Annotated in this window: 8 protein-coding genes and 1 rRNA gene; 4 read left to right on the top strand and 5 right to left on the bottom strand. The window is 70.4% G+C overall.

The window, feature by feature from the left end; all coding sequences use genetic code 11:
- Positions 1-252 precede the first annotated feature (252 nt).
- Both OG214_RS21220 and OG214_RS21215 read right to left on the bottom strand, forming a co-directional pair.
- Positions 253-1,780 (bottom strand): 16S ribosomal RNA (locus OG214_RS21220).
- A 694-nt stretch (positions 1,781-2,474) separates the two neighbouring features.
- The gene (locus tag OG214_RS21215) at positions 2,475-3,041 is read right to left on the bottom strand and encodes a MarR family transcriptional regulator (protein WP_363079694.1); all 567 of its coding nucleotides are present in this window, start codon (positions 3,039-3,041) and stop codon (positions 2,475-2,477) included.
- A 161-nt stretch (positions 3,042-3,202) separates the two neighbouring features.
- On the opposite strand from OG214_RS21215, the gene OG214_RS21210 reads away from it, so the two are divergent.
- Positions 3,203-4,519 (top strand): MFS transporter, encoded by a 1,317-nt coding sequence (locus OG214_RS21210; protein WP_405987566.1) that lies wholly within the window; start codon positions 3,203-3,205, stop codon positions 4,517-4,519.
- Positions 4,520-4,575: 56 nt separating this feature from the next.
- Here OG214_RS21210 and OG214_RS21205 read toward each other — a convergent pair whose 3' ends face one another.
- Positions 4,576-6,198, bottom strand: coding sequence for an ATP-binding SpoIIE family protein phosphatase (locus OG214_RS21205; protein WP_363079695.1), 1,623 nt, complete (start codon positions 6,196-6,198; stop codon positions 4,576-4,578).
- Between the two features lie 284 nt (positions 6,199-6,482).
- Positions 6,483-7,862, bottom strand: a complete 1,380-nt coding sequence (locus tag OG214_RS21200; protein WP_363079696.1) for an NAD(P)/FAD-dependent oxidoreductase — start codon at positions 7,860-7,862, stop codon at positions 6,483-6,485.
- 334 nt (positions 7,863-8,196) lie between these two features.
- On the opposite strand from OG214_RS21200, the gene OG214_RS21195 reads away from it, so the two are divergent.
- Entirely contained in the window at positions 8,197-8,943 is a 747-nt protein-coding gene (locus tag OG214_RS21195; RefSeq protein WP_363079697.1) for a helix-turn-helix domain-containing protein, read from the top strand.
- 458 nt (positions 8,944-9,401) lie between these two features.
- The gene (locus OG214_RS21190; RefSeq protein ID WP_405985628.1) at positions 9,402-11,738 is read left to right on the top strand and encodes a sigma-70 family RNA polymerase sigma factor; all 2,337 of its coding nucleotides are present in this window, start codon (positions 9,402-9,404) and stop codon (positions 11,736-11,738) included.
- A 129-nt stretch (positions 11,739-11,867) separates the two neighbouring features.
- On the opposite strand, the gene OG214_RS21185 is transcribed toward OG214_RS21190, so the two are convergent.
- Positions 11,868-13,955 (bottom strand): asparagine synthase-related protein, encoded by a 2,088-nt coding sequence (locus OG214_RS21185; protein ID WP_405985627.1) that lies wholly within the window; start codon positions 13,953-13,955, stop codon positions 11,868-11,870.
- Positions 13,956-14,728: 773 nt separating this feature from the next.
- Here OG214_RS21185 and OG214_RS21180 point away from each other — a divergent pair.
- Positions 14,729-16,213, top strand: coding sequence for an MFS transporter (locus tag OG214_RS21180; RefSeq protein ID WP_363079699.1), 1,485 nt, complete (start codon positions 14,729-14,731; stop codon positions 16,211-16,213).
- Positions 16,214-16,342 lie beyond the last annotated feature (129 nt).

Below are 16,342 nucleotides of genomic sequence, written 5' to 3'. Positions count from 1 at the left end.
GCCACCCCACTCTCACGAGCGAGTACACCGGGACCGGCACCATGAAGGACGAGCAGCGCTCGCACCCTCAGACACCCAACAGCGCGCCCGACACAGTCCACCAGCAAGAATCACGTTCCACGCCGAAGCAGTACTAGCAACCCTCACCAACAGACTGTGCCGAATAGTCAACGTTCCACCCATGAGCTGACCACCGTCGGACATGCGCCGACGAAGTGGCTCTCGACCCCGAAGGGTCTAGATGCTCCTTAGAAAGGAGGTGATCCAGCCGCACCTTCCGGTACGGCTACCTTGTTACGACTTCGTCCCAATCGCCAGTCCCACCTTCGACAGCTCCCTCCCCACAAGGAGGTTGGGCCACCGGCTTCGGGTGTTACCGACTTTCGTGACGTGACGGGCGGTGTGTACAAGGCCCGGGAACGTATTCACCGCAGCAATGCTGATCTGCGATTACTAGCAACTCCGACTTCATGGGGTCGAGTTGCAGACCCCAATCCGAACTGAGACCGGCTTTTTGAGATTCGCTCCGCCTCACGGCATCGCAGCTCATTGTACCGGCCATTGTAGCACGTGTGCAGCCCAAGACATAAGGGGCATGATGACTTGACGTCGTCCCCACCTTCCTCCGAGTTGACCCCGGCAGTCTCCTGTGAGTCCCCATCACCCCGAAAGGCATGCTGGCAACACAGAACAAGGGTTGCGCTCGTTGCGGGACTTAACCCAACATCTCACGACACGAGCTGACGACAGCCATGCACCACCTGTACACCGACCACAAGGGGGCGACCATCTCTGGCCGTTTCCGGTGTATGTCAAGCCTTGGTAAGGTTCTTCGCGTTGCGTCGAATTAAGCCACATGCTCCGCTGCTTGTGCGGGCCCCCGTCAATTCCTTTGAGTTTTAGCCTTGCGGCCGTACTCCCCAGGCGGGGAACTTAATGCGTTAGCTGCGGCACCGACGACGTGGAATGTCGCCAACACCTAGTTCCCAACGTTTACGGCGTGGACTACCAGGGTATCTAATCCTGTTCGCTCCCCACGCTTTCGCTCCTCAGCGTCAGTAATGGCCCAGAGATCCGCCTTCGCCACCGGTGTTCCTCCTGATATCTGCGCATTTCACCGCTACACCAGGAATTCCGATCTCCCCTACCACACTCTAGCCTGCCCGTATCGAATGCAGACCCGGGGTTAAGCCCCGGGCTTTCACATCCGACGCGACAAGCCGCCTACGAGCTCTTTACGCCCAATAATTCCGGACAACGCTTGCGCCCTACGTATTACCGCGGCTGCTGGCACGTAGTTAGCCGGCGCTTCTTCTGCAGGTACCGTCACTCACGCTTCTTCCCTGCTGAAAGAGGTTTACAACCCGAAGGCCGTCATCCCTCACGCGGCGTCGCTGCATCAGGCTTCCGCCCATTGTGCAATATTCCCCACTGCTGCCTCCCGTAGGAGTCTGGGCCGTGTCTCAGTCCCAGTGTGGCCGGTCGCCCTCTCAGGCCGGCTACCCGTCGTCGCCTTGGTAGGCCATCACCCCACCAACAAGCTGATAGGCCGCGGGCTCATCCTTCACCGCCGGAGCTTTCAACCCTCTCCCATGCAGGAGAAAGTATTATCCGGTATTAGACCCCGTTTCCAGGGCTTGTCCCAGAGTGAAGGGCAGATTGCCCACGTGTTACTCACCCGTTCGCCACTAATCCACCCCGAAAGGCTTCATCGTTCGACTTGCATGTGTTAAGCACGCCGCCAGCGTTCGTCCTGAGCCAGGATCAAACTCTCCGTGAATGATTACCCGTAATCGGGTCAGCACCACGAGAGCGGAACCACCAGCCGGAATAAGACCAGTGATTCACAGCGTCCTCGCTGTGTTACTTCAAAGGAACCCGAACCCACCGGAACATCACATCCCGGAAGGACGGGGTATCAACATATCTGGCGTTGACTTTTGGCACGCTGTTGAGTTCTCAAGGAACGGACGCTTCCTTCGTACTCACCCTCACGGGCTTTCCTCCGGGCTTTCCCTTCGGTCCTGCTGTTGTTCTCTTGTTGCTTGTCTTGCTGTCTTGCGTTTCCGACTCTATCAGACTCTTTCGTGTCCGATTCCCCGTCGGAGCGGGGCTGCTTTCCAGTTCTTCGCTTTCGCGTTTCCCTTTCCGGCGATTCCGACTCTAGCAGATCCTTTCGGGCCTGATTCCCAGTCAGAGTGGGTTGCCTTCCCGGCCCTTGGGCCGTTCCGACGTCTCAAACCCTAGCGGATTTCCCGGGCGACTCATAATCAAGCCTTCGAAATGAAATTCGGCATGCCGAAATGCATCCCGGCTGGGAGACCGTGCTGAGTTGAGGTGCCGCTGCTGCGGCGTAAGTGGCTGTCGTGGATCCGTTTCGGGCCCGTGACAACTCGAAGAACCTTACGGATCGGCCTGGGGTGTGTCAAACGAACCCCCAACCCCCCTGCCGGGCCGCCGCTGCCCGACAGGGCCTAGCCCAGGTCCGTCAGCCGTCCGCCGGCATCCGGCTGGGTGTGCTCCACTCGGCGCAGCAGACGGATCAGCATCTCGCCGAGGCCCCGGCGCTCGTCGCCCGAGAGGTCCTGGAGCAGTTCCTCCTCGAACCGGGAGGCCATCCGCATCGCCTCCAGCCACTTCGTACGGCCCTCGTCCGTCAGCTCCACGATCACCCGGACCCTGTTGTTCTCGTCGCGGTCGCGCGTGACCAGACCGTCGCCGGCCATGCGGTCGACGCGGTGGGTCATGGCGGCCGGGGTGAGTCCGAGGCGCTTGGCGAGCTCGCCTGGGCCCAGCCGGTAGGGGGCTCCCGAGACCACGAGGGTCTTCAGGACCTCCCACTCGGCGTTGCTGATGCCCAGCTCGGCGAGGTGGCGTCCGTACGAGACGTTCATACGGCGATTGAGCCTGCCCAGTGCCGAGACGACCTTCTCCACCTGGGGGTCGAGGTCATGGAACTCGCGCTGATAGGCCGCGATCTGCTCGTCGAGGCTCGGTTCCTGGAGACCCGACGGGCCGGGTTTCTCGGGGGTGTCTGGCATCAGGGCAGTATCCCACGTCCCTCTGCTGGCATTGAAGTCCTTCACTGTGTATTGTTGAAGTCCTAACTTTAGCTTCGAAGTCTTCAAGCTTGAGTTTCTTCTCCGTACCACTACTTCGTACCGCTCCTTAGCGGTCTGGCGATCTTCTGAGGCAGGTGAGTGTGACCAGGGCGACGGGCGCTGCGATGCGCCGGATCCAGGCAGGGAACGCGCTGAGCGCGTTCGGGCTCGGGTTCACGGTTCCGTATCTCTATGTGTATGTCGCTCAGGTCCGGCACCTGGGCGCGAGTACGGCCGGTGCCGTGCTGGCGGTCTTCGCCCTGGCCGCGCTGGTCGTCCTGCCGTTCACCGGGCGGGTCATCGACCGGCGCGGGCCGCTGCCCGTGCTGGTGACGGGGGCTGTGCTGGCGTCCGTGGGGGCGTTCGCCATGGGGCTGTCGTGGAGCGTCGTGACGGCGGTCCTGTCCGCCGCGCTGCTGGGCGCAGGCACCGCCGTCATGCAGCCCGCGCTGGCCACGATGATCGTGTGGTGCTCCACCCCGTCGACGCGGACCCGGGCCTTCGCCACCCAGTTCTTTCTGGCGAACCTGGGGCTCGGGGTCGGTGGGCTGATCGGCGGGCAGATCGTCGACGAGAGCCGGCCGGGCACGTTCACGCTGCTCTTCTGCGTCGAGGCCGCGATGTTCCTCGTACTGGCGGCCATCGCCGCCACGGTCCGGCTGCCCCGGCCGACCGCGATCACACTCGCGGTCAGGGACGCCACGGGCGGCGGGTTGCGGACGATGCTCGGGCATCGCGCCATGGTGCGGCTCTGTGTGCTCGGGTTCGTGCTGTTCTTCGCGTGCTACGGGCAGTTCGAGTCCGGGCTCGCCGCGTACGGCACCGAGGCCGCCGGGATCGACCCGTCGACGCTCGGGATCGCGCTGGCGGCGAACACGGCGGTGATCGTCGTCGCTCAGTTCGGCGTGCTGCGGCTGGTCGAACGGCGCAGGCGCAGCCGCGTGATCGCGGCGGTCGGGCTGATTTGGACGTTCGCCTGGATCATCGCGGGGTTCGCGGGGCTGGGCCACGGGAGCCGGACGATGGCGACGGCCGCGTTCGTCTCCACGTACGCGCTGTTCGGGCTCGGCGAGGCGATGCTGTCTCCGACCGTGGCGCCGCTGGTGGCCGATCTGGCGCCGGAGTCGATGGTCGGGCAGTACAATTCGGCCTTCGCACTGGTCAAGCAGCTCGCGCTGGCGGTCGGTCCCGCGGTGGGCGGGCCGATGGGGGCCACGCTGCACGGTCCGTACATCGTGACGTTCGTACTGTTCTCGCTGGGCATCAGCGTGCTGGCGCTGCGGCTGGGCAGGCGGCTCACGCCCGTGCAGGATCAGCCGTCGCTCGTGTCGGCCTCGCGCCTGGTCGCCCGGCACCGGCCGGAGGCCCACGAGCCGGGGACCCACGAACCCGCCCCGGCCCCGGCTCCGGCCCGCTGATCACGTACCGGCCCGCTGCCCCCGTTCCCGTATCCGTCGGTGCGGCCCCGTACCTGTCAGTGCGGCAGCGCGAATTCGCACCAGACGGCTTTCCCGCCGCCCGGTGTACGGCGTGAGCCCCAGGACGAGGCGATCGTCGCGATGATCGAGATGCCGCGGCCCGCCTCGTCCGCCGGTTCCGCTCTGCGGCGGCGCGGCAGATGCTCGTCGCCGTCCGTCACCTCGATGATCAGCCGGCGGTCGGTGCGGCGGAGTCGCAGGCGCATGGGCGGGGTGCCGTGCTGGAGGGAGTTCGCCACCAGTTCGCTGGTGGCGAGCACGCCCAGATCGCACAGTTCGACGGGGAAGCGCCAGGACGCGAGGACCCCCGTGGCGAAGGCACGGGCGCGCGGGGCCGCCTCGATGCCGCCGAGCAGATCGAGCGCCGCGTTGTGGAACAGCTCCGCGTCCGGGCCCGTGCGGGCCGGGTGCTGGAGGACGAGCACCGCGACATCGTCGTCATGGTCGGCCGTGACCCCGAGGGAGCGGATCAGCCGGTCGCAGACGACCTGCGGTGAGCCCTGCGCGCCGGCCAGGGCGCGCTCCAGGGAGGCCACGCCCTCGTCGATGTCCTCGCCCCGGCGCTCGACCAGACCGTCCGTGTAGAGAACGGCGGTGGAGCCGGGCGGGAGCGGGATCGTGCCCGAGCTGTGGAGCCAGCCGCCGGTGCCGAGCGGCGGGCCCGTGGGGTCCTCGGCCCGCGCGACCGTACCGTCCTCGGCGCGTACCAGGATCGGCAGATGACCGGCGGAGGCGTAGACGAGCCGGCCCTCGTTCGGATCGTGGACGGCGTAGACACAGGTGGCGATCTGACTGGCGTCGATCTCGGCGGCGAGCCCGTCGAGGAGCTGGAGCACCTCGTGCGGTGGCAGATCGAGCCGGGCGTAGGCGCGGACGGCGGTACGGAGCTGTCCCATGACGGCGGCGGCGCGGACACCGCGGCCCATGACATCGCCGATGACGAGGGCCGTACGCCCGGCGCCGAGTGTGATCACGTCGTACCAGTCGCCGCCGACCGCGGCGTCCGCGCCGCCCGGCTGGTAGGTGGCGGCGACCCGCAGATCGTCCGGCTGCTCCAACTCCTGCGGGAGGAGCGAGCGCTGGAGGGTGACGGCGGTCTTGCGGTGTCTGCGCTCGCTGGTACGCAGCCGCTCGGCCGCCTCGGCGTGGGCGGTGACATCGGCGGCGAAGACCAGGACGCCGCCGGTGCCCCGGCAGTCGACGGGGGCGCAGGTGACGGTGTACGAGCCCTCACCGGCGATCTGGACCTTGCGGGACTTGACCGTACGGGACTTGCCGCTGCGCAGCACCTGGTCCAGGAGCGGGAGCAGTCCCAGCTCGGCGAGTTCGGGGCAGCTCTCGGCCGCGGTGGTGCCGGGTGTCCGGGCTCCAAAGGCCGTCGCGTACGCGCCGTTCACGTAGGCGACGCGGTGCTCGGGGCCGTACAACAGGGCGACGAGCGCGGGCAGTCCGCCGAGGATCTCGCCGACGGAGAGGTCTTCGAGGGCGGGCACGTCCGTCACCGGATCGGGCCGCTGTTCGTACTCAGCGCGGGCCGCGGGCACGGAACCGCGGTCCGTCCGCGCTGCGGCGCGGCGCTGTGTACCGGGGAGCCGGGCGCTCCAACGCGTGAAGTTCACGGATTCTCAGGCCTCATGGTGTCGTGTAGCTGTTCGTCTTGGCCGGGCTGGTCGGGCCTGGCCGGGTCGTCGGGGCCGGTTGCGCCGAGCGGGCCGGATCACTCTGTGCAGATGTGAACCCACCTATGGTCACACGTCCGGTGTGGCCGGGCGCACTGACGGGGACGTCGGCCGTGTTCGGGTCGTACTCGGATCGTTGACGTCGGCCGTGCCCGGCCGTCGTGGGCCGTGCGCCGCCGTTCCGTGCGGTCCTTACCGTCCTTCGGACGGTGACGTCGGTGACATCACTTGTCCTTCGGCCGTTCGCCGCCCGCGGCGAGTTCGAACTCGGCGCGCGGGTGTTCCAGCGAGCCGAGCGAGACGATCTCCCGTTTGAAGAGCCCGGATAGGGTCCATTCCGCGAGAACGCGGGCCTTCCTGTTGAAGGTGGGGACACGGCTGAGGTGGTACACGCGGTGCATCAGCCAGGCCGGAAAGCCTTTGAGCTTACGGCCGTAGACATGCGCCACGCCCTTGTGGAGGCCCAGGGACGCAACCGAACCCGCGTACGCGTGACGGTAGTCCTGAAGGGGCTCGTCGCGCAGCGAAGCGACAATGTTCGCCGCGAGAACTCCGGCCTGACGGAGGGCGTGCTGCGCGTTGGGCGCGCACTCCTTGCCGGGCTCGTCGGCCGCGAGATCGGGAACGGCCGCCGCGTCACCGGCCGACCAGGCGTGTTCGGCGCCGTCGACGGAGAGCTTCGCCGTACATCGCAGCCGGCCGCGCGCGTCGAGCGGCAGATCGCTGGCGGCGAGGATCGGATGCGGTTTGACCCCGGCGGTCCAGACGACGGTACGGGTGGGGAATCTGGCGCCGTCGCTCAGCACGGCGATCCGGTCCTCGCAGGAGTCCAGGCGGGTGCCGAGCCGTACGTCGATGTTGCGGGCGCGCAGCTCGCGGACGGCGTATGTGCCCATCTCCTCGCCGACTTCGGGCAGGATCCGGCCGGTGGCCTCGACGAGGATCCATTTCAGATCGTCGGCCTTGATGTTGTGGTAGTACCGCGAGGCGTAGCGGGCCATGTCCTCCAGCTCGGCGAGCGCCTCGACGCCCGCGTAACCGCCGCCCACGAAGACGAAGGTGAGGGCGGCGTCGCGGATGGCGGGGTCGCGGGTGGAGGAGGCGATGTCCATCTGCTCGATGACGTGGTTGCGCAGTCCGATGGCCTCCTCGACGGTCTTGAAGCCGACGCCGTGTTCGGCGAGGCCGGGGACCGGGAGGGTACGGGAGACGGAGCCCGGCGCGAGGACGAGTTCGTCGTAGGTGATCTCGACGGTGCCGGTGCCCTCCTCCTCGGAGGCGAGGGTCTTGAGGGTGGCCGTGCGCTTGGCGTGGTCGATGGCCGTGGCCTCGCCGATGATGATCGTGCACTTCTCCAGCACGCGCCGGAGCGGGACCACGACATGGCGGGGCGAGATGTTCCCCGCCGCCGCTTCCGGCAGGAACGGCTGATATGTCATATAAGGGTCGGGGGAGACCACAATGATCTCGGCCTCGCCGTTCTTCAGCTTCCGCTGGAGGCGCAGCGCGGTGTACATCCCGACGTAGCCGCCGCCGACAACCAGAATGCGCGCACCGGGCGTGGGTGCGGGGGTCGTTTCCGGGGAGATCTCAGCCTTCACCATCCCATGACGCAACGGGGTCCGGTGTTTGTCCACAGCCACGACAGATTGTGTGACCGGAGGCCTTCGACGGCCCCGGACGGGCAAAACCGCAGGTATTGATGGAGGGGCGCAGGTCAGCGGGGGCGTCGGGGGTGGCAACCGTTGGATGAATCAGGCATCTTCCGGTCCTTGCTCCGATCGGGGGGCGCTCCGTGCGGAACTACCCTCTTCTGAATTGACCCGGGCTCAACTATGTTCGTACCTCGTCGGCGTGTCCGGTCCGTGACCGGGTCGGCACGCTCGGCTGTCGAGGAGGGGGTCTCCGGGGGGAGACATCATTACCGGGGGAACGGTTATGCACATTCAGGATTCTCATTGGCAGACTGCCGTCGTCACGGACGGCGACCAACGGGTGACGGGCGGGACGAGTCGCTCGGCACCTTTAAGGGTGGACGCACAGCGCAATCTGGAGCATGTACTGCGCGCGGCTCGCGAGGTGTTCGGCGAGCTGGGGTACGGGGCTCCGATGGAGGATGTGGCGCGACGGGCCCGGGTCGGGGTCGGCACGGTGTACCGCCGGTTCCCCAGCAAGGACGTGCTGGTGCGGCGGATAGCCGAGGAGGAGACCTCCCGGCTGACCGACCAGGCGCGTACGGCACTGGGTCAGGAGGAAGAGCCCTGGTCGGCTCTCTCCCGCTTTCTGCGCACGTCGGTGGCCTCGGGTGCGGGGCGGCTGCTTCCGCCGCATGTGCTGCGGGTGGGCGTGGACGCCGAGGACGCGGCGGCGGACCGGGGCGGGCAGGACGATGTGCGGGTGCCGCAGCAGCGGCAGGCCGCGGCGCCCGATCTGCGGGTGATCGGTCATCGGCTGTCACCGGAGGAGCTGGACGATCCGGGTGCGGTGGAGCTGCTGGAGGTCGTCGGGCAGCTTGTGGAGCGGGCGCGGGCCGCGGGTGAACTGCGCGGTGATGTGTCCGTGGCCGATGTTCTGCTGGTGATAGCCACGGCCGCGCCTTCGCTGCCGGACGCGGCGCAGCAGGCGGCGGCTTCGGCACGGCTGCTGGACATTCTGCTGGAGGGGCTGCGCTCACGGCCGGTGTGAGCGGGCGCGGCTCTGCCGGGACGGTGAGCGGGGCCGGTCTTCGGACGGGCACCCGGCGCAGGTCTTCGGCCGGGCATCCACAGGGTCCCGGAGCTTGGGCCTCGGTGACCGGCCGGGTTGCTCTCGGGCGGTGATCGTGGGCGTCGGTCCGGTCCGTACCTTCGGTGCGGACCGGCCGGCCCCCGCACCGGCTCCGGTCGGGTCGGGCGGCTCCGGGCGGCGCGGGTCGGGTCGGGTCGGGTCGGGTCGGGTCGGTGTAACTGTCCTCGAACTGACTTGGCGGTGAACGCTGTTGAGGCTTCCCCGAACGAGTGAACGTTCATACCGGACTCGGGGAAACCTCCCCGGATGAGTGGTTGCCTGGCACGAAAGGCCGGGCATCGCGGTGCTCTGTGACACTCTGTCCCGGTGTTTGCGTCAGAGGGTGTCTTCAGAGGGCGCGTACGGGGGCTTCCGCGATGAGCGGTGACGGACGGGACGAGCCGCTCGGTGGCGGTGGTGCCGACGGTGATACGGAATCCGACGGGACGGCCCGGCGGCAGGTGCCGAGCCAGGGCGGGCCCAGGGAGGTGCCGGGTCCGGTGGTGCCCGGCGGCCGGATCGGCTCCGGTGGCCCGGTCACGGCAGGCGCTTCCGGTGGCTCCGGCGGTCCTGGCGGCTCCGGCGGTCCTGGTGGTCCTGGCGGTCCGAAGGGTGTGCCGAGCGTGCCCGAGCAGAGTGGGCCCGGCGGTTCGGGGAGGCCCGCGGGCTATCCCGGTCCTCCGATGCCGCATCCCTCGACCGGTTCACGGCCCGGGGCGGCCGAGGCGGAGAGCAGCGTGCCGCCGCAGCGCGATCGCCTCGGCGGCGCGTCGCAGGCCGAACCGGCACCGGCCGTCGAGACACCGACCGTCGAACTGCCCGTGGCCGCGCCGGGAGCGCCCGAGAGTGGGACGCTCGCGCCTGGGGCGCCCGAGCCGCCCTCCTCGGACGCCGATCTGATCCAGCGGATGCGGGACGGCGACGACAGCGCGTACGAGGAGTTGTTCCGCAGGCACTCGCCCGCGGTGCGCCGTTACGCCCGTACGTGCTGCCGGGACACGCATACCGCCGACGATCTGACGGCCGAGGTCTTCGCCCGTACCTTGCAGGCGGTCCGGGGCGGGGCCGGGCCCGAGCAGGCGGTGCGCGCCTATCTGCTGACGACCGTACGGCGGGTGGCCGCCTCCTGGACGAAGTCCGCGAAGCGGGAGCAACTGGTCGAGGACTTCGCGGTGTTCGCGGCGCAGGCCGCCCGCTCCTCCGAGGTCTCGGACAGGGACACCCTCGATCTGGGCGCGGACGTCCTGGCGATGCGCGAGGCCGAACAGTCCATGGCCATGCGGGCCTTCCGCAGTCTGCCCGAGCGCTGGCAGGCGGTGCTCTGGCACACCACGGTCGAGGAGGAGTCGCCGAGCGAGGTCGCGCCGCTCTTCGGGCTGAGCGCCAATGCCACGGCGGTACTGGCCAGTCGGGCGCGCGAAGGGCTCAAGCAGGCCTATCTCCAGGCCCATGTGAATACCGCGCACACCTCGGGCGGCGACTGCGCCCAGTACGCGGACCGGCTCGGGGCGTATGCCCGGGGAGGTCTGCGGACGCGCGCGGAGCGCGGGCTGCGGAAGCATCTGGAGGAGTGCGCCAAGTGCCGTCGCGCGGCGGGCGAGCTGGCGCACATCAATGACGAGATCCCCGCGATGGTGCTGCCGGTCGCGGTGATCGGCTGGTTCGCGGCGGGCGCTTCGTTCAAGGCCGCCGGGATCGTGGCGGGCGGCGCCGTGGGAGCGGCGGGGGCCGGTGCCGCCGCGGCGGCCACGGGCTCCGGCGCTGCCGCGGGAGCGGCGTCCGGCGCGGCGGCGGGAGCAGGAGCGGCGTCCGGAGCGGCTTCCGGAGCGGCGGCGGGCGGGACTGCCTCCGGTGGCGCGGCAGGTGGGGCGGCCTCCGGTGGCGCCCTCGCGTCCGAGGGGCTCGGTGCGCCCGCGAAGGCCGGGATCGCGGGGCTGGTGGCCGTCGCCGCCGCGGCCGGTCTGGTGTACGCGCTGGTGAACGACTCGCGGCCGGAACAGCCGCCCAAGGCGAAGCCTCCGGTCGCGCGGCCCGTCGTACCGCCGAAGCCGACTCCGTCACCCCCGCCACCCGCACCGGAGCCCGCCCCCTCCGCGAAGAAGCCGACACCGCCACCCTCGGCGAAACCGGCCCCGAAACCGGAACCGAAGCCCACTCCCAGTCCGAAGCCCGCCCAGCCCGGTCCTCCGGTGCCGACCAAGGCGCCGGCCCCGCCGGCCCCGTCGCTTCCTCCCACACCGAGCCCGAAGCCGCCGCCACCCCCTCCACCTCCGCCACCTCCGGCCGACTATCAGGTGAACCAGTTGTCGTACGACCTCTTCGGTGACAAGACCAAACCGGAGGTGCGGCTCGTCGGAAGCAGCTGGATGTGGAAGCGCTCCGGACTGGCCATCGGAGGCACCCGGTACGCCCATGGTGTGACGACGCACGCGTCGTCGTCGGTCGTCATCGATCTCAACCGGAGCTGTGCCACCTATGCGGCGCTGGTCGGGGTGGACGATCTGACGCGCGACCTCGGGTCCGTGCGCTTCTCCCTGTACGGGGACGGTGAACGGCTCTGGCGCTCGCCCGTACTGCGCGGCGGCGACCCGGCCGTACCCGTACAGGTGGGAATCTCGGGGCAGAAGACGATCCGCCTGGTGGTCGAGCCGCACCGGCCGCTCGGGGCGGTGGCGCTCGCTGACTGGGCGCAGTCGCGGATCAGCTGCCCCTGACGCGCCCCGGCGGATCCGGCCGCTCCGGCCGCGCGAAGGACCGCCGCCCGACCGGAGGACCCGCCGCCGCGCGCTCCCTTACGAGTGCGGCGTCGGCACGAGTGCGGCGTCGGCCTCTTACGAGTGCGGCTACGAGTGCAGCGTCGGCCGCGGGACCACCACGCCCGCCACCGCGCGCTGGCGCGGCGCCGCCGTGCCCGTCCAGCAGGTGCCCCGCCGGGACAGCAGGCGCCGCAGCCACAGTTCGGTGGAGACCAGATCGGCGAGACCGTCGAGCGGTACGGGTTCGCCCTCGGCCGCCGCCCGCAGGGCCTTGCGTACGACACGTGCCTCGATCAGGCCCGCGTCGGCCAGCAGGGGCGCGTCGAAGAGGCTGATCAGCTCACCGACGGCGGTGCGCAGTCCCGCGCGCGTGGCGGCGGCGGAACCCGCCCGGGAGGTCGCGCCCCAGCCCGGCGGAAGGTCATGGATACCGGCCCCGGCCAGGACCGTACGGAGGATCTCCGCGCGGGCGCCCGGCTGGACGCGCAGCGCCTCGGGCAGCTCGCGGCAGGCCCGTACCACCTGGTTGTCGAGGAAGGGCGCGTGCAGCCGCTGGCTGCGGATCTCCGCGGCCTGTTCGAAGACACGGTGGTCGGCGGCGTGGCGGGCCAGCGCGGCGCGGGCGCGGGCCTCTCCTGGACGCTGCACGGAGGTGGGCCGGATCGCCGCCGCCGACAGACGAACCGATACTTCCGCGAGCGCCTCCCCGGTCAGCCAGCGCGCGGCGGGCCCAGGTCGCGACCAGGTGAGGGCGGCCAGCGAGGCGCCCAGCGGGCCGTTCGCGGACGCGGACAGCGCCGCCCTGTTGGCCTGCGGAAGCCGGGCCGCCGCCTCTTCGAGGCCGGTGCGGTACGGCGTACGGGCCAGCCGGCGCGCCGCGCGGTACACGGTGAGCGGGATGAACAGCGAGGCGGGCGAAGGCCCTTCGGCCTTGGCGAGCGCGGTGACCGGGTGCAGCAGATGGCGTCTGCGCCGGTCGAGCAGCAGATCGGCCAGGCGCGCGGGGTGCGCGTCGAGCACCTCGCGGGCACCGGCTCCGGTGAAGTGGTCGGCGCTGCCCGCGGCCAGCCGGCGCCGGTGGCGGGCCGCGGTGACCAGGGAGGGACCCGGCTCATCGGTGAGCGGGCCTTCCAGGTCGGCGTACGGCAGGGCCTCTTCGCCCGCCGCGACGACCACATGGTGCAGCCGGGGGTTGGCGGCGATCAGCCGCGCCCGCTCCAGCTCGGCCTCGTCGCGGCTGCCGGTCGCCAGGTCGTTGAAGGTGACGGCGAGCAGCCGCTCGCCCGCGCCGGTGCCATGTCCGAGGACCGTGCCGGGCGCGCCCGGCAGCCCGGCGGCGAGCAGCGCGAGCGTGCCCGACGCGCTGCCGCCGGAGAGATCGGCGCCGATACCGGGGACCGGGCCCCCGCGCGCGGCGCGCCGTTCGGCGGGCCCCATGCCGGGGACGGGCCCCGGATCGGGCGGCATGCTCTCGGGCGCGTGGCGCGGGGCCAGGAGCCGTGCCCGTACGGCCTCCACGAGGGCGTCCCGTACGCCCTCCACCGCCCGGTCGGGGTCCCGCTGGGGTCCGGCGACGGCGAGGGAGGCGACCTGTTCGTACCCGGTGATCTCGCGCGACCCCTCGCGCAGGACCAGCGCGTGTCCGGGCGGGATGCGCTTGACGCCGTCGTACGGAGTGGAGTCGCGCAGCGCCTCCGGGGTCTCGGGGCAGGCGAGGAGCGCGGCGAGATGCCCGATGTCGAGCTGGGCCTCGATGAGATCGGCGAGGGGCAGGGCGGCGGTGGCGTACGCGGTGCCGCCCGCCCAGGGGGTGTAGAAGACGGGCCTGGCCCCGGCGAGGTCGCCCACGACCGTGATCCGGCGGCCGATCTGGGCGACCGCCGTGTAACTGCCCGGCCAGGCGGTGAGATGGCGCAGCGCGCCGCCGCGGGCGGCGAACAGCCCGACCCGCAGCTCCTCGTCGCTGGCCCCGCAACAGCCCAGCACGGCCAGCCTGGTGATGGGGTCGACGCTGACGATCCGGATCTCGTCGGGCCGCCAGTCGCCCACGGCCCACAGCGGATCCGGGTCGCCCCACAGGAGCTGGGAGCCGACGGGATGCACGCCACGGCCCTCGGGGTCGTCACCGACCGGGCCGACGGACCCCCGGGACCCCCGGGACCCCCGGGACCCCATGGAACCGGCAGAACCGGCAGAACCCGCAGATCCGGCGGAACCGGAGAGTCCGGAGGGTCCGGCCGACCCGGCGGCCGGACCTGCCGTGCCGAAGCGCGCGGCGATACTGCTCCACCCCACCAACCAGCGCATCGCCGCCTCCACAGCCTGTGGACAAGTCGAGAATCAGGCTCAAGAGCCCACAGAGTAGGCTCGACAACCCACTCCGAGCAGCCCGAAACCGAAGCCGTTCGGGAACATGCTGCCACGACAACAGCGCACAGGAGGGCCTACGGGAGCACGCGTGGAAAAGCGAATGCGCCCCTGGCATTGGCCGTTTGGCGAAGAAACGGCGCTTCGGCGGCGCTTCCAGGGCGCTTCCCCGACAGACGTGTTTCAGCCAAACTCCGGGCCCGGCACGGCACTTCAGCACCGGCACACGCTCAGTCCGGGAGGCGTTCGCCGCCTCCCGGACTGATCCACCGCCCGCGGGGATTGGGGCGGCGGTATCCCCCAGCCCACTGGTTCCAGTACGCAGTGGGCCGACCCACGCAGGTCTCATGGAAGCGCTCCCGCTCCCGCCGGGCCAAGAGCGCACGGCCGGGCGCACGCTACACACCCGGAGCACGGCGTACCGCTCGGGGACCGAACCCCGCCGTGGAGCACGGACAACAATCCCGCCATACGGAAGTCCGCCCCTTAACGGTCGGGATGTGGCGAACTACGCTGGGTTTACGAATGCCGCGCGCCTATGCCGCGGACGCGGCGGCCGTCTGTGTGTCGAGGGGTGGCGCATGTCCAGGGAGCTACGCGGGCCGAACGAAAAGCTCGGCACCGTTCTCGCCCTCGCGGGAATCAGCAACGCCGGCCTCGCCCGGCGGGTCAACGACCTCGGGGCGCAGCGCGGTCTGACACTTCGCTACGACAAGACCTCCGTGGCGCGATGGGTATCGAAGGGGATGGTTCCGCAAGGTGCGGCGCCCCATCTCATCGCCGCCGCCATCGGAGCCAAGCTGGGACGTCCCGTCCCACTCCATGAGATCGGCCTCGCGGACGCGGATCCGGCCCCCGAGGTCGGGCTCGCCTTCCCACGTGACGTGGGTGAGGCGGTGCGCGCCGCGACGGAGCTGTACCGACTGGATCTGGCGGGCCGCCGCGCGGGCAGCGGCGGCATCTGGCAGTCCCTGGCCGGATCCTTCGCAGTGAGCGCTTACGCGACGCCCGCCTCCCGGTGGCTGATAACACCCGCCGACTCCTCGGTCGCCCGGGATCCGGCGGTCGCGGAGGCGGCGCAGGGAGCGCACGGCGGGAGCGGGCAGGGCTCCGGCCAGGGCTCCGACCCGTCCGGCGAGGTCTCGCCGCTGCGTGTGGGCCACAGCGATGTGGCCAAGCTGCGCGAGGCGGCGTCCGACGCCAGACGGTGGGACTCCAAGTACGGCGGCGGGGACTGGCGTTCGTCGATGGTGCCCGAGTGTCTGCGGGTCGACGCGGCACCGCTGCTCCTCGGCGCGTACAGCGACGAAGTGGGGCGCGGGCTCTTCGGGGCCACCGCCGAGCTGACCCGGCTGGCCGGCTGGATGGCCTTCGACACGGGACAGCAGGAGGCCGCGCAGCGCTATTACATCCAGGCGCTGCGGCTGGCGCGCGCCGCCGCCGATGTACCGCTGGGCGGCTATGTGCTGGCCTCCATGTCCCTCCAGGCGACCTATCGCGGCTTCGCGGACGAGGGCGTGGATCTCGCGCAGGCGGCGCTGGAGCGCAATCGCGGTCTCGCCACCGCCCGCACGATGAGCTTCTTCCGGCTGGTGGAGGCGCGCGCGCACGCGAAGGCGGGTGACGCGGTGGCCGCAGGGGCCGCCCTCAAGGCCGCTGAAGGGTGGCTGGAGCGCTCGCGGGAGGGCGACGCGGACCCGTCCTGGCTGGGCTTCTACTCGTACGACAGATTCGCCGCCGACGCCGCCGAGTGCTACCGCGATCTCAAGGCGCCGCGCCAGGTACGGCGCTTCACGGAGCAGGCGCTCTCCCGGCCGACGGAGGAGTTCGTACGCTCGCACGGGCTGCGCCTGGTGGTGAGCGCGGTCGCCGAACTGGAGTCGGGCAATCTCGACGCGGCGTGCGCGGCGGGCACCCGGGCGGTGGAGGTGGCGGGCCGGATCTCCTCGGCGCGTACGACCGAGTACGTACGGGATCTGCTGCACCGCCTGGAGCCGTACGGGGACGAGCCCCGGGTGGTCGAGCTGCGGGAGCGCGCGCGACCCCTGCTGGTGGCACCGGCGTAGGGCCCGGGTCACGTCTGGCGGCACCCGCGTAGGGGCCGGGTCACGTCTGCCGGCACCCGCGTAGGGGCCCGCGTGGGCCGGAACCGAGGACCCGCGTGGGCCGGAACCGAGGGTCCGCGTGGGCCGGAA

Source organism: Streptomyces sp. NBC_00872, assembly GCF_045161915.1.
Taxonomy (GTDB): Bacteria; Actinomycetota; Actinomycetes; order Streptomycetales; family Streptomycetaceae; genus Streptomyces.
Note: the sequence above shows the minus strand (reverse complement) of the source record. Positions and strands in the feature narration are given on the sequence as shown.